Origin of the sequence: Salmonella sp. 741265073_HBA (assembly GCF_046569105.1) — a bacterium.
Lineage (GTDB): Bacteria > Pseudomonadota > Gammaproteobacteria > Enterobacterales > Enterobacteriaceae > Salmonella > Salmonella enterica.
Window position 1 is genome coordinate 466,707 of sequence record NZ_JBKFRY010000003.1, and the last position, 20,217, is coordinate 486,923.

Consider the following 20,217-nt stretch of genomic DNA (forward strand, 5'->3'; position numbering starts at 1 on the left):
TTGAGACGTTATTAGCCGGATAGCAACGCGAAGCAACTTATCCGGCCTACACCGTTTCTGATCTGTTTGCCAGAGGTGGTGCCTGTCGCTACTGGCGTATTATCGGCACATCATGCCAGCCGACAGGCGCGAAACGTCTCTGTCTTGTCCAGGCATTACCCCAGCATCTCACGTACAAACGCTTCTATTTCTTTATTCTGGCCGTTTTCAAACAAACATTGCTGGAAACGCGGCCCTGAAACCGCCGTTTTAACCAGTTCAGGATCGATAGCCCGTAGTGTATCCAGATAATTCTCTTTGACGACCGCGGCCTTAACCTGGTTCAAAATGCCCGCATTGCGTACCTGCGGCGCTTTGCGCTCAGGCGGATACCCCTCGCCTTTACGCCCGGTAAACGCTTTTTCAAAGATGAAACGCACGTTCAGCTCAGCGCCCCAGCCAAAGCCTTTCGCAAATGGCAGGGACAACGCATTGCCGTTGTTGATCTGCGCAAACAGAAAAGCATCTGCCGGATCGATGCAATAGCCACAAATGACACCTGGATGAATATTTAACGACATCAGCGCGCCCTGCCCGGTGCCACAGCCAGTAACCACAAAATCAACCGCGTTTGCATTAAGCAAAATACTCGCCATGATGCCTAAATGAATGTACGTCAGGTGATGGTCATTTTCGTCGCACATGCCGACATTAAAAACGGGAAATCCCTTTTCATTGGCGACGGCGCTAAGTTCGTTATAAATGATGGCATTTTTGCTGGCCTGGCTATTTTCCATCATCAGTGCAATTTTCATCGTGTTCCTCCTGAATGCAGACGGCCACGCCTGCGTAAATCATGACGTTTTGCCCACACTACTCACTTAAGAACACGCATTCAAATTTAATGAAACTAAGCTTCATTAAATGAAGAGACGCTCACACATTTTCTGTTCCCGCTGTAAACCTCCTGCCGTTACCTTTAATCAAGGCGAATCCGTAAGTTATTCCAGCCATTGACGGTGCAAGACACGAGGTAGCATGGTCTGATACCGAATTGTCGGAGCGATTTTATGAAGCCTCTTATTTTTACTCTTTCACTGCTAGCCCTGACGGGATGCACCATTACTCGACAAGCGCAGGTCAGCGAAGCCAGCCCGATAAGCGGCATCGTGCGCCTGACGTATAACCAGCCGCTATTTTTTACTTCACGGACAGATGACTATGTATCTCACGGGACCGCAACACGCGAATGCCAGCAGATGGGCTATGCCGATGCCGTTTCGTTTGGTCAGCCGGTAGGAACCTGTAGCATTTATGCGGGCTCGTTGTGTCTGAACACCCGATTTACCCTCTCCTGGCAGTGCCGGGGCGTTGCCGTCCCGCAAATCATGCCGCTTTATTATTAAGGCGGCTGGCTTAACGCCGACACCATCTACAATAGAGGAGAGTGCAGGGTCGCTATTGCCAGCATGAAGATGCTGGCTTTCCTTTATTTTTATACCCTATACACTGGCGTTAATGCGTTTTATTCCCATTCGTATTTTTAATAATTAAATTTAATATTTTACCTTTTGCAAATAATAAAATAACAAATTATAGTGGCGCCACATTACCGTATATCTTTTGCTATTTGTGGAGCGGAACCATGCTGAAAACAGAAATGATCGACAAACTGAATGAGCAAATGAATCTGGAGTTATACTCCTCCCTGCTCTATCAACAAATGAGCGCGTGGTGCAGCTATCACAGTTTTGAAGGCGCGGCCGCATTTCTTCGTCGCCATGCGCAAGAAGAGATGACGCATATGCAGCGCCTGTTTGACTACCTTACCGATACCGGAAGCCTGCCGCGCATTAATACCGTTTCTTCGCCCTTCGCTGAGTACACCTCACTGGATGAGCTGTTCCGCGCGACCTATGAGCATGAGCAGCTTATTACGCAAAAAATTAATGAACTGGCTCATGCCGCAATGACCAGCCAGGATTATCCGACATTTAATTTCTTGCAGTGGTATGTGGCAGAACAGCATGAAGAAGAAAAACTGTTCAAATCTATTATTGATAAATTAACGCTGGCGGGAAAAAGCGGCGAAGGGCTTTATTTCATTGATAAAGAACTCTCCACACTGGATACGCAAAATTAATCCAACACGTCCTTACACGGTGAGACGCGCTCTCACCGTGGCGTATTAGTGGCGGCAGATTTTACTCTCATGCGTTGAAAAACCGTCCTCCACGGCAATAAACTTTCCTTTCGCCGCCAGAAACACGACCAGTTCCGCCGCCGTCATATCTGACGCTGAACAGGTGTGAAATCGTGCCCGCTCGCCAAAGCGCGCTTTTATTGCCGCCTCCAGCGAGGTATGCGTGTACTGCTCGCCCGACTCAATCATCATATTGAGTACTTCGTGACCGTGAATGGAATCCATAACCCCTCCTGAATAAAACTCGTAGCCTAATGTGTCCGTGTGCGAGCGACTTTGCGCTAGCGCAGGTTTGCGGCGGTTGTCCGCGTCTCTTCCCATATTCGCTTTTATGCCCGGAACTGTAAATTTTACAGTACACCCATTGTAACGACCATTTGACGAAAATAGCGTAATGCCTTACCCTGCGCCGCGGATATCACCGTTCTTTGTTACCGGGGTAGTAGAAAGCGTGAAAAACAGAACTCTGGGCAGTATTTTTATCGTGGCAGGCACCACTATCGGCGCCGGGATGCTGGCAATGCCGCTGGCAGCGGCTGGCGTTGGTTTCAGCGTCACGCTGGGATTGTTGATTGGCCTGTGGGCGCTGATGTGTTATACCGCGCTACTATTACTGGAGGTATATCAACACGTTCCGGCAGATACCGGGCTGGGCTCGTTGGCAAAACGCTATCTTGGACGTTACGGACAGTGGCTTACGGGATTCAGTATGATGTTCTTAATGTATGCGCTCACCGCCGCCTACATTTCCGGAGCCGGAGAATTACTGGCATCCAGTATTAATAACTGGCTTGGCGCCACGCTCTCGCCCGCTGCCGGGGTGCTGCTGTTCACCTTTGTTGCCGGTGGGGTGGTGTGTGTGGGCACCTCGCTGGTCGACCTTTTTAACCGCTTCCTGTTTAGCGCAAAGATCATTTTTCTGGTCATCATGCTTGCGTTGCTCACGCCACATATTCATAAAGTAAATCTTCTTACGCTTCCTTTACAGCAGGGGCTGGCGTTATCCGCCATACCGGTCATTTTCACCTCGTTTGGTTTTCACGGAAGCGTACCGAGTATTGTGAGTTATATGAACGGCAACATTCGCCGGCTGCGTTGGGTCTTTATGACGGGTAGTGCCATTCCGTTAGTGGCCTATATTTTTTGGCAGCTCGCCACGCTGGGAAGTATCGACTCGCCGACATTCAGAGGGCTACTGGCCAGCCATGCCGGGTTAAATGGCCTGCTGCAGGCACTCAGAGAAGTGGTCGCTTCGCCACATGTCGAACTGGCGGTCCACCTGTTCGCCGATCTGGCGCTGGCGACCTCTTTTCTGGGCGTAGCGCTAGGATTATTTGATTACCTGGCCGATCTATTCCAGCGCCGCAGTACGGTGTCCGGACGTCTGCAAACCGGGCTGATTACCTTTCTGCCGCCGCTGGCGTTTGCGCTTTTCTACCCACGTGGATTTGTGATGGCATTAGGCTATGCCGGCGTAGCGCTGGCAGTGCTGGCACTGCTCATCCCTGCCATGCTGGTCTGGCAATGCCGTAAACAGAGCCCTCAGGCGGGATATCGTGTGGCAGGCGGCACGCCAGCGCTGGTGCTGGTGTTTATCTGCGGCATTGTCGTGATTGGCGTCCAGTTTTCGATCGCACTGGGGTTCCTGCCCGATCCAGGTTAACGCCAGGCAAAGATTATCGGGCCCGGACGCCGTCCAGGCTCGATAATCATCACGCTATGGCCGTTTACGAGCCATTAATGCAGGCAGCACTGCTTAAATTTTTTGCCGCTCCCGCATGGGCAAGGATCGTTACGCCCCACTTTCACCTCTGCTTTTATCGGCATCTGTAGCGGCGTCGTGTGCGGATGCGCCATCCACCAGGCATGCAGCTCAAGCGCCGCGATACGGATAGCATCAACGCTTTTATCGAACGCTTCCGGGCTCATTTTATCCAACAGCGCAAAGTTTTCTTCAGTGCCGTGTAAGGCAATCGCTTCCAGCGCCGGTTTTAGCGTATCCGGCAAGTCAGACCAGTCGGACAGCGACACTCCGCGCATGTAACCAAAGCACCATTCTTCAACAATCGTTAATTCATGGCCATCAACTTCTCGCAGGCCAAACAGCGGCTCGAACTGTTCTGGATAGTCTTCAAGCCGGGCGGCTGTGTCCGCCATGTGCTGGAACACCAGATCCATAAATCGCGTCATTTCTTTTTCAGATGTCCAGCGCGGTACGTACGCGGGTCCCCCCCATATCGCGACCAGCCACTGTTCCGGGTCGATGGGACGCGGAGAACTTAGTACCGCAGTAATCAGACCGTCCAGCTCCGCGACATCCAAAATGGCCTGATCGGTATTGTATTTCGTCAGCACATCATCCAGCCATTCCAGCTCGTTCTCGTTTAATGGTTCCATTTTCATAATGCTTTTCCTCAGTGATGACTTCCGCCTGTAGGCCTCTTACATTGCAGCGGATAAAAATAATTTTTTGCAGGCAGTTTGGATGGCAACCATCAGGGGCCAGATTAACACGAAATGAGGAGGATTCCGGAAGTTAACGCACAAAAGGAGGATCAGGGCGCAGATTTTCCGCCAGGAAGCGCTCGCCCCACACAAAAGCGAGAGATAGGTTTCTCGCTATATTATACTCATGCTAACTTACACCACCGCCGCGGACAGATAAAACCGCCCTCTCAAATAGAGCTTATTTTCAGTAAAAAAGTGTTTAATGAGTTCGTCTACCGCTTCTCTGTCAGCAGAAAAGGTTATTTCCATAAACAGCGTATCGTACCCTATTTTGATATTTTTTTTCTTACAGTAAACACGGATCTCATCCTGCACACTCAGCAACGGCAGGCTAAATGTGTATAGCGGTTGCGGTTCTTTTTTCGCCGCTTTCTCAAAAACTTTAGTGACCAGATCCCCAAGATCGCGCTCCGACCGGGCACCGTTATTAAAATGCAATAAATTACGTCTTTTTACCACCCAGCCTCCAGCCAGATACCGCCAACAATAACTCTCACTTCAATGTGTGAGGCACATAATCACATCCAGAATCAGCTCCAGATAGTATTTCAAATAAACAGCCCGCACTATAGCTCATACTTTTTTCAGACACAGTTTACAGGGATACTCTCTTTATATCCACGCGCACGGTTGCCTTAATCATGTCTTCCGCGATAACACAGTTTGTCAACCTATTCTATATAACCAAGCTTAAACAGAACCTTACCAGCCAGCGATATCAGCTCAGGATTTTCAGGATAAAAACGCAGTAACGGCAAAAATACCGCCTCACCGATAATGCTCCGGCTATTAGCATGGTTTGGGCGCAATCCCCAGATATTCTGATAAGTCATCGGCACGACCTGCCCATTCATGGTTGTGTTACCGATATACAGCATAATATGCCCTGGAATATAGACCAACGTAGTAAACGGTTTTCCGTATCTGGTGAGATAATCAATCCGCATTTGGGGATTTTTATGACTAAGATCGACCACCCGTCCAGCAGACTCTACCTGCGCGGATGAATGTCTGGCCAGGAATATGCCAAACGGCATTAACAGGCTGCGGACTTCGGCTGAACAATCATTATAAAAGTTAAAATTTCCCCAACCGTAGGGGGCGCCGTGCATTGCTTTCATTAGCACAGCGATATTTTCCGGCGTCATTTTCCACGGCATAGCCGTAAACTCGTTACCGCTTAGCCAGACCCAATGGATAAACGCGCGACCGTTGCTGTCGCGAACTGGCGCCGCAATGAGGAACTGGCCCGCCCGTTGATGTCGGAACGGTAAAATAGTGCCCGGTCGCCCGGTGAAATAATAGACGCCTGCGGCATGGACAGAAACCGGCGCGTTGATAAATGCCCCCAGTTGCTTATGAGCAAGCAAAACCCACTGTGTTATAAATTTCTGATCCGCACTGGCAATATCTTCACTATGAACCCAGCCAGTTACCGCTGGTGAAACGACATATTGCCAGCGTTGGTCTTTGCTCTTCGTCAGCGTATAGACCGGCGTACCGGGACGCAGCGAAGACATTTGTAAATTATCAAACGGGTACCCCTCGCCCGCCTGACGGGGATCGTTAAAGAGCGGGTCGTCCGTTGGCAGCGCTCTGACTAAACTTTCCCTGACCATAATGCCTCGCCGGGAGGCATGATAGATATTGTCAATCTGCGTATCCGTATTCCCTCTAACCCCCTCTTTCCAGCGAGAGGTATAAAGTCTGAAGTTTTCCCCCCAATAAGCACTGCCGTCGCTAAGAAACTGCTTAATACTGGCATCCCGCGCCTGTGCTGCGTTTTTTTTCAGCAATGCGGTAATATAAAAACCATTCCACGGCGAGTGCGCTTCACTGTCCATTCCGAAATAATGAGATTTTAGTGCGTTAAAGTAGCGTTGTTGGGTAGCACTATCAATAACCGGAATAGTGTAATCAGCCGAGTCCGGAGGTATCCATTTATCAACCGACTGTGAATAATCCGCTAACGGAAAGCGTGTTTTTGTCGGGTCAATATAGCTCCCTGTGAGAATTTCATCTTTGGCTGTTGATCGGTAGGTCGTCTGGTGGCAAGCGGTGAGGCACAATGGTATCAATAAAACGGCCCAGGTTTTCTTTTGCATCATCATCTCCGTAAAGCGGGGAAGGCATAATATAGAGACTGACCAAAACCGCCATTCACGAAAACCCGAAATTATCTGTAGTTGACCTGTTATTAAGACAATATTGCAAAACGTGATTAAAGCATGATGCGGATCACATTACCTTATGATGAATATTAGTTCGCTATCTACCTTTAATTAAATTGTGCAGAAAACACCCCTGAACAGTTATATACTCGTTTAATTTGCATAAATACTCCACTGCCCCGCCCCTGTTTTTTTCAGACAATACATACTGTAGCGCGTCAGCTCTACTTTTTTTATATACTCTGCAAAATCGTTTTCATCGACGTAGCCAATAAAATTACGCGCATCACATGTCGAAGAGGAAAACTCGCCTGGAAGAGAGTAGGTTGCGATTGCACTCTCAGGCTCATACAAAATAAAAAAAAGTAGCAAAGCGCAACCTACAATCCCAATATTAATGAAGCTAATAAATAATTTTGCATTATCGGTATATTTCACTGGCAGACCTACTCACTTTATAAAGCAGGCATAAAACATATCAGCATTTTTTATAGAGATTAATGGATTTTATCGGCTGATTTACCCGACGTTTAGTATTTACCAGGCATAAGTTCTTGCGGGTCGGTAGCACATAACTGTTGTACTGGCAGAAATGCCGCTACCGGTGTTTTTTTACCGTGTATCGCGCTGGAAAGTTCACGCTCGCGGTCGGCATACAAATTGAAGACACAAAAAAACCACCCGTAGGTGGTTTCACGACACTGCTTATTGCTTTGATTATTCTTGTCTTTCCCATGGTACCCGGAGCGGGACTTGAACCCGCACAGCGCGAACGCCGAGGGATTTTAAATCCCTTGTGTCTACCGATTCCACCATCCGGGCTCGGGAAAAATTGGAGGCGCGTTCCGGAGTCGAACCGGACTAGACGGATTTGCAATCCGCTACATAACCGCTTTGTTAACGCGCCAAATTTTTTTGCTTTTCAGCCAGCATCCGCTTTACGCCAATGCTTTTAAACTGGAGCGGGAAACGAGACTCGAACTCGCGACCCCGACCTTGGCAAGGTCGTGCTCTACCAACTGAGCTATTCCCGCAGTATCAAGCAACTTTGTTAATCACTTGATTTTGTTATCGTCTGGCAATCAGTGCTGCCGTTCGATGCGTTGCATTCTACTTACCTGACGCACTGAGTCAACGATATTTTTCGTCACTCACGATCGTTTGCTGAAATTTGCGGCGAAACGATCACTGATCAAGCAAATCTCCGCGTGCAGCGCTCAAATATTGCAACATGGACCACAACGTTAGCACCGCTGCAACAAAGAAAAGCGCGATCCCGGCATACTCTACCCAGATATTCGGACGCCACAAGAGCCACGCCAGCGCCACCATCTGCGCGGTAGTTTTGACTTTACCGATCCAAGAGACCGCTACACTACTGCGTTTGCCCAGCTCCGCCATCCATTCACGCAGAGCAGAGATAATAATTTCGCGGGCTATCATCGTCGCCGCAGGTAACGTCACCCACCAGCTATGATAATGCTCAGTGACCAACACCATGGCGATCGCCACCAGCACCTTGTCGGCGACGGGGTCGAGGAAAGCGCCGAAACGCGTACTCTGGTTCCAGCGTCGCGCCAGAAAGCCGTCAAACCAGTCGGTAATAGCGGCAATACAGAAAATCAGCGCGCTGACCATCGGCGCCCAGGCGAACGGCAAATAAAACACCACGACAAAGAATGGAATCAGGATGACGCGAAACAGCGTGAGCAACGTAGGGATATTAAATTGCATAGTGACGGGTAACTATCTGTTGTCAGTGAAATTACCCCTATGTTGCTACAGTGGCCTCAATGTTTCAACGACCAGAAGATCTTTTCTGCCAGACCTTGCGAAATACCCGGCACTTTTGCAATTTCTTCTACGCTGGCGTTACGTAGTCCTTGCAAACCGCCCATATATTTCAGCAGCATCTGGCGACGTTTAGGCCCAACGCCTTCAATAGTTTCCAGCGTACTGGTATTTTTAACCTTTGCGCGTTTTTTACGGTGTCCGCCGATCGCGTGATCGTGCGACTCATCGCGAATATGCTGAATAACATGCAGCGCCGGCGAGTCCGGCGGCAGGCTAAACCCCTCTCCTTCCGGTTCAAAAAAGAGTGTTTCCAGACCGGCCTTTCTGTCTGCGCCTTTGGCGACGCCGAGCAACAAAGGGCGATGCTTATCCCAGGGGACATCCAGCTCAGCGAAAACGGCTTTCGCCTGGGCGAGCTGCCCTTTTCCGCCGTCGATCAGAATAACGTCCGGAATCTTACTTTCTTCTATGGCCTTGCCATAACGCCGACGTAGCACCTGATTCATCGCCGCGTAGTCATCACCCGGCGTGATGCCCGCGATATTATAACGACGATACTCGGCGCGTAACGGCCCGTTAGCGTCAAATACCACACAGGATGCGACCGTTTGCTCCCCCATGGTATGGCTGATGTCAAAACACTCCATCCGCTTGATAGCAGGAAGTTTTAATACCGCCGCCAGCGCAGTCAAACGCTGCGTGATGGTGGACTGCTGCGAAAGTTTTGTAATTAAGGCCGTTGCCGCGTTGGTCCGCGCCAGCTTGAGATAACGGGCGCGATCGCCGCGCGGTTTTGTCTGGACATGAATACGCCGTCCGGCAAGCTCCGACAACGAGTCGGCGAGCAGCGTTTTATCGCTAAGATTAAAATCGAGCAGTATCTCGCCCGGTAGCGTGCGCATCTGGCTACCCTGCAGGTAAAACTGCCCGACAAAGGTTTCCACCACTTCGCCCAGTTCCGTACCGCCAGGCACTTTTGGAAAATAGCTGCGGCTGCCCAGCACCTTACCCTGGCGAATAAACAGCACATGCACACAGGCCATACCCGCATCGAAAGCCACGCCGATAACGTCGAGATCGTCGCCCGCATTGGAGACAAACTGTCTCTCCGTGACCCGGCGTACCGCCTGGATCTGATCGCGAATACGCGCCGCCTCTTCAAATGCCAAATCCTGGCTGGCCTTTTCCATCCGGGCAATCAGCTGTGTTAACACCTGGTCGTCCTTGCCGGACAAAAACAACCGGACATACTCCACCTGTTGCGTGTACTCCTCCTCGCTGACCAGTCCTGCAACGCAGGGGCCTAAGCAGCGGCCAATCTGGTATTGCAGGCAAGGACGCGAGCGGTTGCGATATACGCTGTTTTCGCACTGGCGGATAGGGAAAATTTTCTGTAACAGCGCCAGCGTTTCCCGCACGGCATAGCCATTAGGAAATGGGCCGAAGTACTCGCCTTTCGCATGTTTGGCGCCACGGTGCATCGCCAGACGCGGATGGGTATCGCCGCTCAGAAAAATAAAAGGATAGGATTTATCATCACGCAACAACACGTTGTAACGCGGTTGATACAACTTGATGTAATTATGCTCAAGCAGCAGCGCTTCCGTTTCGGTATGCGTTACCGTGACATCAATGTGTTGAATTTGCGCAACTAGCGCTTCGGTTTTACGCGAAGCCAGGTTGCTGCGAAAGTAGCTGGAAAGACGCTTTTTCAGGTCTTTTGCTTTACCGACATAAATAACCGTACCGCCGGCGTCATACATACGATAGACACCGGGTTGGCTGGTAACGGTTTTCAAAAACGCCTTTGCGTCAAATATTTCACTCACTGGCTTGTTAACGTCTCCGCATTACACAGGCCATGGCGGATTGCCAGGTGAGTCAGCTCAACATCGCCATGAATGTTTAATTTACTGAACATACGATAGCGATAGCTGTTCACCGTTTTAGGACTGAGATTCAGCTGTTCTGAAATCTCATTGACCTTCTGACCCTTGGTGATCATCAGCATAATCTGCAACTCGCGTTCAGACAAACTGGCGAACGGCGTTTCCGTTTTTGCAGGCTCGATCTGACTGAGCGCCATCTGCTGAGCGATATCGGAGGCGATATAACGTTGTCCGGAATACACCGAACGAATAGCGCTCACCACCTCCTGAGGCGCAGCGCCTTTGCTGAGATAGCCAGCTGCGCCAGCCTGCATCACTTTGGCGGGCAACGGGTTCTCCGTATGGACGGTCAGCATGATCACTTTGATATCCGCTGTCGATCGGGCAATTTTACGCGTCGCCTCAAGGCCGCCAATACCGGGCATGTTCATATCCATCAGCACGACGTCAACGGCGTTAGTACGGCACCATTTTACCGCATCCTCTCCGCAGCACGCTTCACCGACAACTTTAATGCCCTTTATATCTTCAAGAATGCGTCGTATCCCTGCGCGCACCAGTTCGTGGTCATCAACAAGAAGAACGTTGATCAAAGGAATATCTCCAGAATAGGGATAACGCTACTGATAGTTAATCGTCCTTATATTAGCTGGTTTTATCTCAACTTTGAAACGTAAAAAAACACCGGGTATTCGATTTTGCTCTCGTTTTTGGAAATTATGTTGTACGTCATGTGGCAACTGCCAACGTTGTAGCCCCTTCTGGCGGCGCTGTCCCGGGCTGATATTTCATAATGGTGACAAAAATTTCACGTTCCGCTGTCTAAACACTAATTAGAGAATCAACTTTGTAACAATAATTAACGAGTGAAATACGCGTAATAAACAAAGAATGAAGAAAATATATGCATCACGCGGCAACGTTTATTTTGTGGGTAAACCTTCCCCTTTTTGATCAAAAAACAACCACTGCTATTTTTAGCGTAGCTTATGGTATACTCCGCCGCCTTAACATCTGCTATCGCACATTTTCACTGAAACATAACGAGGAAAATAAATGAGTACGCCTGATTTTTCCACCGCTGAGAATAATCAAGAACTGGCTACTGAAGTCAACTGCCTGAAAGCCATGTTAACGCTGATGCTGCAGGCAATGGGCCAGGCCGATGCAGGGCGCGTGATTCTTAAAATGGAAAAACAGATCGCGCAGATGGATGATGAAGCACAAGCGGCGGTATTTTCCAGTACGGTTAAGCAAATTAAACAGGCTTACCGCCAGTAGTAAAAAAACCGGCTGTTAGCATCGCTTTCAGCCGGTTTCGCGTCTGGCGCGAAGCATCGTCAGCACGTCATATCAGACCTGTCGCCGCAGCGTAGCAGGCAATCTGTGTTTTATTTGGCGCATTGAATTTCTTCTGCATGTTTTTCTGATGGAAGTTAACGGTATTTTCAGAAATCGACAGAATAATGGCGATCTCCGATGAGGTTTTCCCTTCCGCCGTCCACTTCAGAATCTCTTTCTCACGTTTACTGAAACGCATCTCAGGCGCCATCACCATGTCGTCTTCAAATCTTGTCAGCGCCGAAAGACTCTCCCGCGCCAGCAGTTGCAACCTCAGCTCCACTTCATCGTAGGTAAACGAGGAGCAGCGTAAACTGCTACGGGAGACAGATAAAAAGCCCAGCGCCCGGTTCGGCAACATCACACACTGGGTTACGCCTCTGCGTAATCCGAAACGCTGGGCGGCATCCCACATCGCCTGCGCTTCATGAAATAGCACGTCATCCCAATGTAAATGACCCTGCCTGAAATTTTCCGGCTTTAATACCGGATCGATCGCGAAATAGTTTTCGGACTGATAATGCGTTACCCACGCCGGAGGATAAGTGGTACGAAGCGATATTTTAGGCCGGGTAAAGGGAACGGGATGACGAACACACAGGGCATAATAATCAAATTCCAGCCGCTGTGTCTGATATTGCAATTCAGTATAAACATCCTCTGCTGCCGCCATCTCCTGAAAGCGTAACAACATTGCGCGTCGCCAGGTGAAGAAATCATTTTCCTGCATATTTTATGGTCACGCCTTTGATATTGATAATCATTATTATGAATGACTTAAATTAACACATAAATAGTGTTTATATATAAGAAATATCGGACGAAACGTAGAATACTTGAGCGGCATTACACTTTTTGGCTTCCGCCAGAGAGCGAGGTTAATAATCTGGCAGAATGACTTCATAATTATTCATTGCGCTCGCCCAAGGCGCGGCTAATTCGGGCGAGCGTTGAAAAGGCATTATTTCACTAAAAATTTCTCAAGGAACTGGCGGGTACGCGGATGCTGAGGATCGGCGAACAAGGTTTTCGCCGGCCCCTGCTCGACGATTTGCCCCTGATCCATAAATATTGCCCGGTCAGCCACGTCACGCGCAAAGCCCATTTCGTGAGTAACGATCACCATCGTGCGCTTTTCCTGCGCCAGCTGGCGAATCGTATTAAGCACCTCGCCGACTAATTCAGGATCAAGCGCCGACGTGGGCTCATCAAACAGTATCACTTCCGGGCGCATCGCCAGCGCACGCGCAATCGCCACGCGCTGCTGTTGCCCGCCCGACAGGCGGCGCGGATAACGGGTCTCTTTACCGGCCAACCCGACTTTGGCTAACAGTTCCCGCGCCAGCGCCGTCGCCTCGGCTTTCGGCTCTCCCTTTACAATCACCGGACCTTCAATGATATTTTCCAGCACGGTACGATGCGGGAACAGGTTAAAACTCTGAAAGACAAAGCCGACATGCTGACGTAGCTGGCGAATCAACCCTTTTTGCTGGCTGAATGGGCGGGCGGTATCGATGATAATATCGCCCACTTTAATGGTGCCCGCTTCCGGTTGTTCCAGCAGGTTAATGCAGCGTAATAACGTTGTTTTCCCTGAGCCGCTCGGGCCGATAATGGCGACGACTTCTCCGGGCTTCACCTCAAGGTCGATACCGTGCAGCACCGTTTGACCATGAAATTTTTTGACCAGGTTGGTGACTTCGATCGCACTCATTTTGGCTCTCTCTCCTGGCGGTTAAGCTGGTTTTCAAAATAGTTTTGCAGTGCCGATAAGACGGTCGCCATTACCCAGTAGATTAACGACGCGGCCAGATACATGGTAAACACCTCCAGCGTTCGCGAGGTAATTAACTGCGCCTGGCGGAACAACTCCGGCACCTGAATCGTCGCGGCGAGCGACGTATCTTTCACCAGGCTGATAAAGCTGTTGCTCAACGGCGGAAGCGCGACACGAGCCGCCTGCGGCAAAATAGCGCGACGTAGCGTTTGCCACGGCGTCATGCCAATGCTCGCCGCCGCTTCCCATTGTCCCTTGTCGATAGCCGAGATTGCCGCGCGCAGCGTCTCGGACGTGTAAGCCGCGGTATTGAGCGATAAACCAATCATCGCCGCCGGGATAGGGTCCAGCTCAATCCCAAATTGCGGCAGGCCGTAATAGATCATAAATAACTGGGCGATAAGCGGCGTACCGCGAAAAATCGAGATATAAAAGCGCGCCAGCCAGCGAACCGGCCATAGCGGAGACATCCGCATCAGCGCCAGCACAAATCCCAGCAGCAGACCAAAAAACATACCGCCAATACTCAGTTGCAGGGTAAAGACGGCGCCTTTAAGCAAATACGGCAGCGATTCAATAACCAGTTGGATACTTTCTTGCATTCGCGTTGATTACCTGGAGGTTATACATAAGGATGGTAGGCAAACAGCGCAGGCGCCCCACCGGTGTGAATAAAGAGAATCGGCCCGTCATCGTTAAAGCGTTTCTGGCTGATGCCGTCTATCAGACCCGCCATCGCTTTGCCGGTATATACCGGATCCAGCAGCACCCCCTCCAGGCTCGCCAGCAGTTTCACCGCCTCCATCCCCGCGTCATTTGGCACGCCGTAACCCGGGGCAAAATAGTCATCCCATAAATGGATATCCGCCGTCGCCGTCAGCGCCAGCTGACCGGCAATAGCCTGCTGCAAGGCAATCACTTTGGGTTTCTGCTCGGCGACAGAACGTGAAACGGTCACGCCAATCAGTTCGACATCCGGCATCAGATGTTCCAGCCCGACAGCTAACCCGGCGTGCGTTCCGGCGCTGCCGGAGGCCACCACCACCGAAGAGAGCCCGACGACTTCTTCACACTGCTGGGCGATTTCCAGAGCGCTCTCTACGTATCCCATTGCGCCCAGCGCGCTGGAGCCGCCGACCGGAATCACATAGGGCCTGAACCCTTGCGCTTCAATGCGCGTCGCCAGCGTTTGCAGCTGCGCATCCGGATCGGTTAGCGCATCGCACATCTCAATTTGCGTATTAAATAAATCCAGTAACAGGCGATTACCATTCGTCAGGTAATTTTCCGCAGTGGTACCGATTGGATTTTCCAACAAAGCGACGCAATGCAGCCCCAATTTGGCCGCGACCGCCGCCGTCTGACGGACATGGTTTGACTGAATCGCCCCTGCGGTTATCAGCGTATCCGCCCCTTCTCGCAGCGCGTCGGCCACCAGAAACTCCAGCTTGCGCAGTTTATTGCCGCCCATTGCAATGGGCGTAACGTCATCGCGCTTAATGTAAATCTCACGGCCAAGATAATCAGACAATCGCGGCAGGTATTCGAGCGGGGTCGGCGCGCCGATAAGCTCCAGGCGAGGGAAGCGCGTTAAGTGATGTAGTGGCATTGAGTCTCCGGTAACGTTGTGGTGTGTTCTTTTTATTATGCACGTTGATCCAACGGAAATAAAAAAGGCGCCGATTCACGCGCCTCCGTTTGCTGACATAGTATGAGGTTGATATTGCCCGGCGGCGCTCTGCCTGCCGGGCAACGTAGAGCATTATTGGGTCACGTCAGCGCCAAACCATTTTTCAGAGAGCGCTTTTAAGGTGCCATCTTTTTGCATTTCCGCAATGGCGTTATCTACCGCCTTCAGCAAGTCTTCGTTGCCTTTACGTAACGCAACGCCGGACTCCTGACGCGAAAACGCATCACCGGTGACGGCCAGCGTACCTTTGGTTTTTTTCACCAGATCCAGCGCCGCCAGACGATCGACTAAAATCGCGTCAATACGGCCTACGCGCAGATCCTGGTATTTTGTAGGATCATCGTCATAAGTACGGATATCCACACCCTGAACATGTTGACGTAGCCACTCTTCATAGTTAGTCCCCAGCCCAACGCCGACTTTTTTGCCCTGCAGATCGGCCGCCGTTTTGATCGTGCCTTCATTGCCTTTTTTCACCAGCGCCTGAACGCCGGAGACAGTGTAAGGCGTAGAGAAATCATATTTTTTCTTGCGGACGTCTGAAATCGTGACTTGGTTTATCACCACATCAATGCGTTTAGCGTCCAGCGACGCCAGTATTCCGTCCCATTTGGTCGGCTTCAGCGACGCTTTAACGCCCAGATGTTTTGCCAACGCCTCGGCGAAATCGACTTCAAAACCGGTTAATTTGCCGTCTTCGCCCTGAAAGCTAAACGGCGGATAGGTACCTTCCAGCCCTACCAGCAGCGTGCCGCGTTCTTTAACTTTGTTCAGCAAACCCTCATCGGCAAAGCTCTTCGCGCTCATTCCCGCCACCAGCGCTACAGCCATTACTCCCATCAGTGCCTGACGTCCCAGCAGTGCTAATTTCATAGTAACCCCGAATATTGCCGTTAATGACCATAGACTGTGTCCCGCCATGGCGCATCGTCACGTCTCGCGAACCTTTGGGGGACTCAGCCTAATGTAGAAGGTTTGCCACGTTTCACCAACACGACTCTGCTACATCTTATGCTTTTTTAATATATATCAGAACTGGCGGTAAAGGGGGATTTCTGTCTGGGCGCAATCTGCTGATGCGCTTTATATTGCTGGTATTTACGTAGTGCGATACGGTAATTATTGGTGCTGGTTTCCGGCAACCATGGCGCCAGGCTTTCATCGAGAAAACCGTCCTGCAGCAGATCGTGGGAAATGTTTTGCTCGCTGAGGTAGTTGCCAAGACGTCGTAAACGCACGACATATTCCCGCACCGTGCCATGGCTCATCTCGGTTTGTTCAAACAAATACTGTTTGAAACCGATAATATCGAAAAAATCACTCTGCTTTTTGCAGTGCAAATCGCCGCAAAATCGACACAGCGCCACCCACTCCTTCTGCTCCCGCTGCCAGGCAGCGTCGTCAAGTAGCATATCCAGCTGTGAAATAGCGATTTTATTAACGATCTTGCCACGGCGAACCAGCGTAATGCGGTCGAGCAGTTTGTGACAATGCGCGCAATGCGTCTGGCTGTGTTTAAAGTCTTTAAGATAGCGGCTCAAGGGCCGCCTTTTAGGTTGCTGCACCGTCATGAGAACTCCTGGTAGTCTATACGTTGTGCGGCACTTTTCGGGTGCGACCATGCGCGACCTATAACTTACCCAGTTTGGTGCGTAATCGTTTGATGGCCTGACTATGCAACTGGCTGACCCGCGATTCGCCAACTTCCAGTACCGCGCCAATCTCTTTGAGGTTGAGCTCCTCCTGGTAATACAGCGTTAACACCAGTTGCTCGCGTTCCGGCAGCGATTCAATCGCGTCCATTACCCGCTGTCGCAGGTCGCCCTCCAGCAGTTGATGTAACGGGTTTTCCTGTTGATGTTCTTCAGTCACCAGTTCGATACTATCGCCATGCTCTTCCCGCCACTCATCGTAAGAGAAAAGTTGGCTGTTGTTGGTATCGAGCAACATCTGACGATACTCCGCAACAGGGATGCCAAGACGTTCCGCCACTTCGGTTTCCGTCGCATTACGCCCCAGTTCCTGCTCCAGTTGTCCCATCGCCTGCGCCACTTCGCGGGCATTACGCCGGACGCTACGCGGCACCCAATCGCGGCTGCGTAATTCATCCAGCATCGCCCCACGAATACGCTGCACTGCGTAAGTGGTAAATGCCGTTCCTTGCAAAGCGTCATATCGGTCGACCGCATTTAATAACCCGATGCCGCCCGCTTGTAGCAGATCGTCCAGTTCCACGCTCGCCGGCAATCGCACCTGCAGGCGCAATGCTTCGTGACGCACCAGCGGTACATAACGCTGCCACAGCGAGTGTTTATCCATTACACCTTCAGCGGTATACAGTGAATTCACGATAAACAGCCCTGCGTTAAATGAGTTATCGGCATGATTATCCGTTTCTACAGAGGGTTCTATCGAAGGAATAAGGCTATAAAAGAAGGGTTATTTCACTTATGTAACCTGTAGCGCCTTTTTAGCGGCTAAAAGAGCAGAATAAAATCAGCCAGATAGGATAAACGGGATGCGCAAAAGCCCACCCCGAACAAAACTATGTCAGAAGATGAATCATCGACAGATCGTCGCCAGTACGCACCGTTTCTATATGGCGATGAAAATTCTTCGCCACCTCGCTGTTATGCTGGCTGCGGGAGTGAAAACTATACACAATATTAGTAACGTCATCCCACTCAATCCGCCCGCGCTCATGCACGCTGGCTGCCGTTAATAGCTTAATAAAGGCATATTCCGCCACGATAATATACAGCGCGCGTAACGGGTCGACATTCGGCTGGTTGGGGAAATTATTTTCCCAAATTTTATAGAGAATTAAATTTCTGAAGGCCCAGTTCTTCTGCTGCTCATCCGCCTGTAAACAGCGCGCTAATGAGGACTCAATATCGCTCACCTTCTGCTCCATTGAAACGCCCTCTTCCGCCGTCAGCACCCGCAGAAGGCACTGGATATAGTGATCGAGGATAACACTGCCACGACTAAGCGGGAGCGAGCGGAAATAGTCCTGCATCTGCAATACCAGCGAGGTTTTTACCTTGCTATCCGGCGCGATATTCATTAACTCCTGCGCCAGCACGCCGGTCTGCAACTGCTCAAGTAGCGCAGCATACACCTGTTCCAGTTCACCCAGCGCCGCATCATCAATTTTGGCAAATTTCTGCGTATACATGACAAATTTTATTAACGCATAGAGCGCGGCTTCCGTACTGCTGTTGGCATGGTTGATCAAACTCAGGCAAAACAGATTGAGTAACTTTTGCTGCGCTGGGAATAACGGCGCAGTATTGAATGTCTGCTGAATGATTGTTTTTTCGCCGAGCGCCATCGCGTCAGGATCGTTTAAAATGCGGGACGTTACCTCCGGACAGGCAAGACTCAGGGAGTTACGTACCTCATTTTTATAGGTATGGTGCGCCCGTGGGAAAGAGGAACAGGTATGACTTAATGCCTTTGCGCCTAACGTTTTTTGTACCCGGCACAGACGGTCCTCATCCAGATAAGGGCAATTCCCCAGCGCGGAAGGCAGCTTAATTTCGCCCCAGTGGCTGTTGTTCTTTTTCAGCAGGATAATATGGTCTTGCGCGATGGTACGAATCGTCGTGTCTTTACTGGCGAGATACTTTTTGACCGTCGTCTTATCCAGCGTGATTTTCCAGCCCTTACAACAGTGGTCGCGACAGGCCGAGCCAGAACAGGAAAAGCGGGTGACAAAGGCAGGTTCAGTGACGGTGATTTCTTTCATTACACAGGCTCCGGAATTAAAAAAGGCAGCTTTCGCTGCCTTGATTGTGTACCACGTGTCGGTGAATCAATCGCCGGATTAACGCAGTAAAGAGAGGACGTTTTGCGGAACCTGGTTAGCCTGCGCCAGAACGGAGGTACCGGCCTGCTGCAGAATCTGCGCGCGAGACATGTTGGAAACTTCGGTCGCGTAGTCGGAATCTTCGATACGGCTACGGGCTTCAGACAGGTTGTTTACGGTATTGCCCAGGTTGGTGATAGCGGAGTTGAAACGGTTCTGAACCGCACCCAGGTCAGAACGCAGCGCATCAACTTGCGCCAGCGCGGCATCAATTTTAGCCAGCGGGTTTTCAGTTTTAGTGGTTACAGCCTCGCTTAAAGCGCCACCACTCTGGAAATTATGCCCTTTTACATCACTAGCCTGATAAGTATTACCATCAACGGTGGTCACAACTTCAGTTTTACCATTCGCACCGCCAAATTTCACAGCACCGGTTTTTGTCGCACCAGTAGCGTCAGTATAATTTACAGTTTTAGCTTTTATCTCACCAGTTTTTTCATCGTAATCAGCGGCATAATAATCATTTCCAACTTTAAGCGCGTAACCCGCATCAGTAACTTTGCCATTTTTATCTTCAAATGACATTTTAACCAAGCTGGTATTACCTGTCGCACCTGTCACACCTGCATTGGTCAATGCAGTAGCTGCTGCGACTGTATCAACTGGCGTCGGTGTAACAGCGTCTACAATTTGGTTTTCAGTAACTGTACTAGCCCCAGTTACTGTTGCTTTATTTGCGGTCATTGTCACCGCGCCAGCTGCATCAACTGTCGCTTCATACAGACCATCTTTAGTTGTACCGGTCACCTCAACGAAGTAGTTACCGTCTTTAAATTTCACAGCCGCAGTACCCGCCGCACCAGTCGTACCTAAAGCGGTATCAATTGCTGCTGCGTTAGGTGCTGTAAGAGTAGTACCACCATTTTTATAGGTGGTAACATCTCTGGTAACAGCGGTACCTTTTGGCGTATAGGCATCCTGTACACTTAAAGTATCCAGACCCAGGGTCTGAGAGTTGATCTGCTTCAGATCGATATCGATAGTTTCACCGTCG

General features: G+C 50.3%; 22 protein-coding genes, 3 tRNA genes and 1 pseudogene. 5 read left to right on the forward strand and 21 right to left on the reverse strand.

Annotation, left to right across the window (positions count from 1 at the left end):
* Positions 1-155: 155 nt before the first annotated feature.
* The gene (locus ACLD3P_RS07220; protein ID WP_000684804.1) at positions 156-794 is read right to left on the reverse strand and encodes an RpiB/LacA/LacB family sugar-phosphate isomerase; all 639 of its coding nucleotides are present in this window, start codon (positions 792-794) and stop codon (positions 156-158) included.
* 255 nt (positions 795-1,049) lie between these two features.
* Here ACLD3P_RS07220 and ACLD3P_RS07225 point away from each other — a divergent pair, with 255 nt between their 5' ends.
* Positions 1,050-1,385, forward strand: coding sequence for a YecR-like lipofamily protein (locus ACLD3P_RS07225; RefSeq protein WP_000803229.1), 336 nt, complete (start codon positions 1,050-1,052; stop codon positions 1,383-1,385).
* 239 nt (positions 1,386-1,624) lie between these two features.
* Positions 1,625-2,122: a non-heme ferritin gene (gene ftnA / locus ACLD3P_RS07230; protein WP_000920619.1), complete on the forward strand. Its 498-nt coding sequence runs from the start codon at positions 1,625-1,627 to the stop codon at positions 2,120-2,122.
* A gap of 45 nt (positions 2,123-2,167) precedes the next feature.
* On the opposite strand, the gene ACLD3P_RS07235 is transcribed toward ftnA, so the two are convergent.
* On the reverse strand, positions 2,168-2,407 hold the full coding sequence (locus ACLD3P_RS07235; RefSeq protein ID WP_000377241.1) for a YecH family metal-binding protein: 240 nt from the start codon (positions 2,405-2,407) through the stop codon (positions 2,168-2,170).
* 226 nt (positions 2,408-2,633) lie between these two features.
* Between ACLD3P_RS07235 and tyrP the strand changes: the two genes are divergently transcribed.
* Positions 2,634-3,845 carry a tyrosine transporter TyrP gene (gene tyrP, locus ACLD3P_RS07240; protein ID WP_115286780.1) on the forward strand — a complete coding sequence of 404 codons (1,212 nt, stop codon included), beginning with the start codon at positions 2,634-2,636 and terminating at the stop codon, positions 3,843-3,845.
* A 74-nt stretch (positions 3,846-3,919) separates the two neighbouring features.
* Here the strand turns inward: tyrP and ACLD3P_RS07245 are convergent, their stop codons facing one another.
* The 10 genes and pseudogenes from ACLD3P_RS07245 to uvrY all read right to left on the reverse strand — a co-directional run bounded on the left by ACLD3P_RS07245 (position 3,920) and on the right by uvrY (position 11,137).
* Positions 3,920-4,585, reverse strand: a complete 666-nt coding sequence (locus tag ACLD3P_RS07245) for a YecA family protein (RefSeq protein ID WP_000781520.1) — start codon at positions 4,583-4,585, stop codon at positions 3,920-3,922.
* 237 nt (positions 4,586-4,822) lie between these two features.
* On the reverse strand, positions 4,823-5,149 hold the full coding sequence (locus ACLD3P_RS07250; RefSeq protein ID WP_000240837.1) for a glucose-6-phosphate dehydrogenase: 327 nt from the start codon (positions 5,147-5,149) through the stop codon (positions 4,823-4,825).
* A gap of 212 nt (positions 5,150-5,361) precedes the next feature.
* Positions 5,362-6,801, reverse strand: a complete 1,440-nt coding sequence (locus ACLD3P_RS07255) for an SH3 domain-containing C40 family peptidase (protein ID WP_131046113.1) — start codon at positions 6,799-6,801, stop codon at positions 5,362-5,364.
* 213 nt (positions 6,802-7,014) lie between these two features.
* Positions 7,015-7,346: pseudogene (locus ACLD3P_RS07260) on the reverse strand (hypothetical protein).
* 250 nt (positions 7,347-7,596) lie between these two features.
* A tRNA-Leu gene (locus ACLD3P_RS07265) sits at positions 7,597-7,683 on the reverse strand.
* An 11-nt stretch (positions 7,684-7,694) separates the two neighbouring features.
* Positions 7,695-7,768: transfer RNA gene (locus tag ACLD3P_RS07270), tRNA-Cys, on the reverse strand.
* A gap of 51 nt (positions 7,769-7,819) precedes the next feature.
* Positions 7,820-7,895 (reverse strand) — tRNA-Gly (locus ACLD3P_RS07275).
* A gap of 151 nt (positions 7,896-8,046) precedes the next feature.
* Positions 8,047-8,595, reverse strand: a complete 549-nt coding sequence (gene pgsA / locus ACLD3P_RS07280) for a CDP-diacylglycerol--glycerol-3-phosphate 3-phosphatidyltransferase (protein WP_001160192.1) — start codon at positions 8,593-8,595, stop codon at positions 8,047-8,049.
* Between the two features lie 56 nt (positions 8,596-8,651).
* Complete coding sequence (uvrC, locus tag ACLD3P_RS07285) at positions 8,652-10,484, reverse strand: excinuclease ABC subunit UvrC (protein ID WP_001289475.1); 1,833 nt, start codon at positions 10,482-10,484, stop codon at positions 8,652-8,654.
* The gene (gene uvrY / locus ACLD3P_RS07290; protein ID WP_000611323.1) at positions 10,481-11,137 is read right to left on the reverse strand and encodes a UvrY/SirA/GacA family response regulator transcription factor; all 657 of its coding nucleotides are present in this window, start codon (positions 11,135-11,137) and stop codon (positions 10,481-10,483) included. Before uvrY ends, uvrC begins: the two co-directional genes overlap by 4 nt.
* A 311-nt stretch (positions 11,138-11,448) precedes the next feature.
* Here uvrY and ACLD3P_RS07295 point away from each other — a divergent pair, with 311 nt between their 5' ends.
* Both ACLD3P_RS07295 and ACLD3P_RS07300 read left to right on the forward strand, forming a co-directional pair.
* Positions 11,449-11,604, forward strand: coding sequence for a hypothetical protein (locus ACLD3P_RS07295; protein ID WP_000546183.1), 156 nt, complete (start codon positions 11,449-11,451; stop codon positions 11,602-11,604).
* Complete coding sequence (locus ACLD3P_RS07300; RefSeq protein WP_000106483.1) at positions 11,601-11,825, forward strand: DUF2594 family protein; 225 nt, start codon at positions 11,601-11,603, stop codon at positions 11,823-11,825. Before ACLD3P_RS07295 ends, ACLD3P_RS07300 begins: the two co-directional genes overlap by 4 nt.
* A 67-nt stretch (positions 11,826-11,892) precedes the next feature.
* Here ACLD3P_RS07300 and sdiA read toward each other — a convergent pair whose 3' ends face one another.
* From sdiA to ACLD3P_RS07345, 9 genes are all read right to left on the reverse strand, one after another.
* The gene (sdiA, locus tag ACLD3P_RS07305) at positions 11,893-12,615 is read right to left on the reverse strand and encodes a transcriptional regulator SdiA (protein WP_001157169.1); all 723 of its coding nucleotides are present in this window, start codon (positions 12,613-12,615) and stop codon (positions 11,893-11,895) included.
* A 231-nt stretch (positions 12,616-12,846) separates the two neighbouring features.
* Positions 12,847-13,599 carry an L-cystine ABC transporter ATP-binding protein TcyN gene (tcyN, locus tag ACLD3P_RS07310; RefSeq protein WP_001273033.1) on the reverse strand — a complete coding sequence of 251 codons (753 nt, stop codon included), beginning with the start codon at positions 13,597-13,599 and terminating at the stop codon, positions 12,847-12,849.
* Entirely contained in the window at positions 13,596-14,264 is a 669-nt protein-coding gene (tcyL, locus tag ACLD3P_RS07315) for a cystine ABC transporter permease (RefSeq protein WP_001158238.1), read from the reverse strand. Before tcyL ends, tcyN begins: the two co-directional genes overlap by 4 nt.
* 20 nt (positions 14,265-14,284) lie before the next feature.
* Positions 14,285-15,271, reverse strand: coding sequence for a D-cysteine desulfhydrase (dcyD, locus tag ACLD3P_RS07320; protein ID WP_115285914.1), 987 nt, complete (start codon positions 15,269-15,271; stop codon positions 14,285-14,287).
* Positions 15,272-15,424: 153 nt separating this feature from the next.
* On the reverse strand, positions 15,425-16,225 hold the full coding sequence (gene tcyJ / locus ACLD3P_RS07325) for a cystine ABC transporter substrate-binding protein (protein WP_000761634.1): 801 nt from the start codon (positions 16,223-16,225) through the stop codon (positions 15,425-15,427).
* A gap of 146 nt (positions 16,226-16,371) precedes the next feature.
* Positions 16,372-16,923 carry a flagella biosynthesis regulatory protein FliZ gene (gene fliZ, locus ACLD3P_RS07330; RefSeq protein WP_000218080.1) on the reverse strand — a complete coding sequence of 184 codons (552 nt, stop codon included), beginning with the start codon at positions 16,921-16,923 and terminating at the stop codon, positions 16,372-16,374.
* A gap of 58 nt (positions 16,924-16,981) precedes the next feature.
* The gene (locus tag ACLD3P_RS07335; RefSeq protein ID WP_001087453.1) at positions 16,982-17,701 is read right to left on the reverse strand and encodes an RNA polymerase sigma factor FliA; all 720 of its coding nucleotides are present in this window, start codon (positions 17,699-17,701) and stop codon (positions 16,982-16,984) included.
* A gap of 196 nt (positions 17,702-17,897) precedes the next feature.
* On the reverse strand, positions 17,898-19,103 hold the full coding sequence (fliB, locus tag ACLD3P_RS07340) for a flagellin lysine-N-methylase (protein ID WP_080210533.1): 1,206 nt from the start codon (positions 19,101-19,103) through the stop codon (positions 17,898-17,900).
* 78 nt (positions 19,104-19,181) lie between these two features.
* Positions 19,182-20,217, reverse strand: a 1,036-nt coding sequence (locus ACLD3P_RS07345) for a flagellin (RefSeq protein ID WP_411006692.1), incomplete at its 5' end; no start/stop codon positions are given.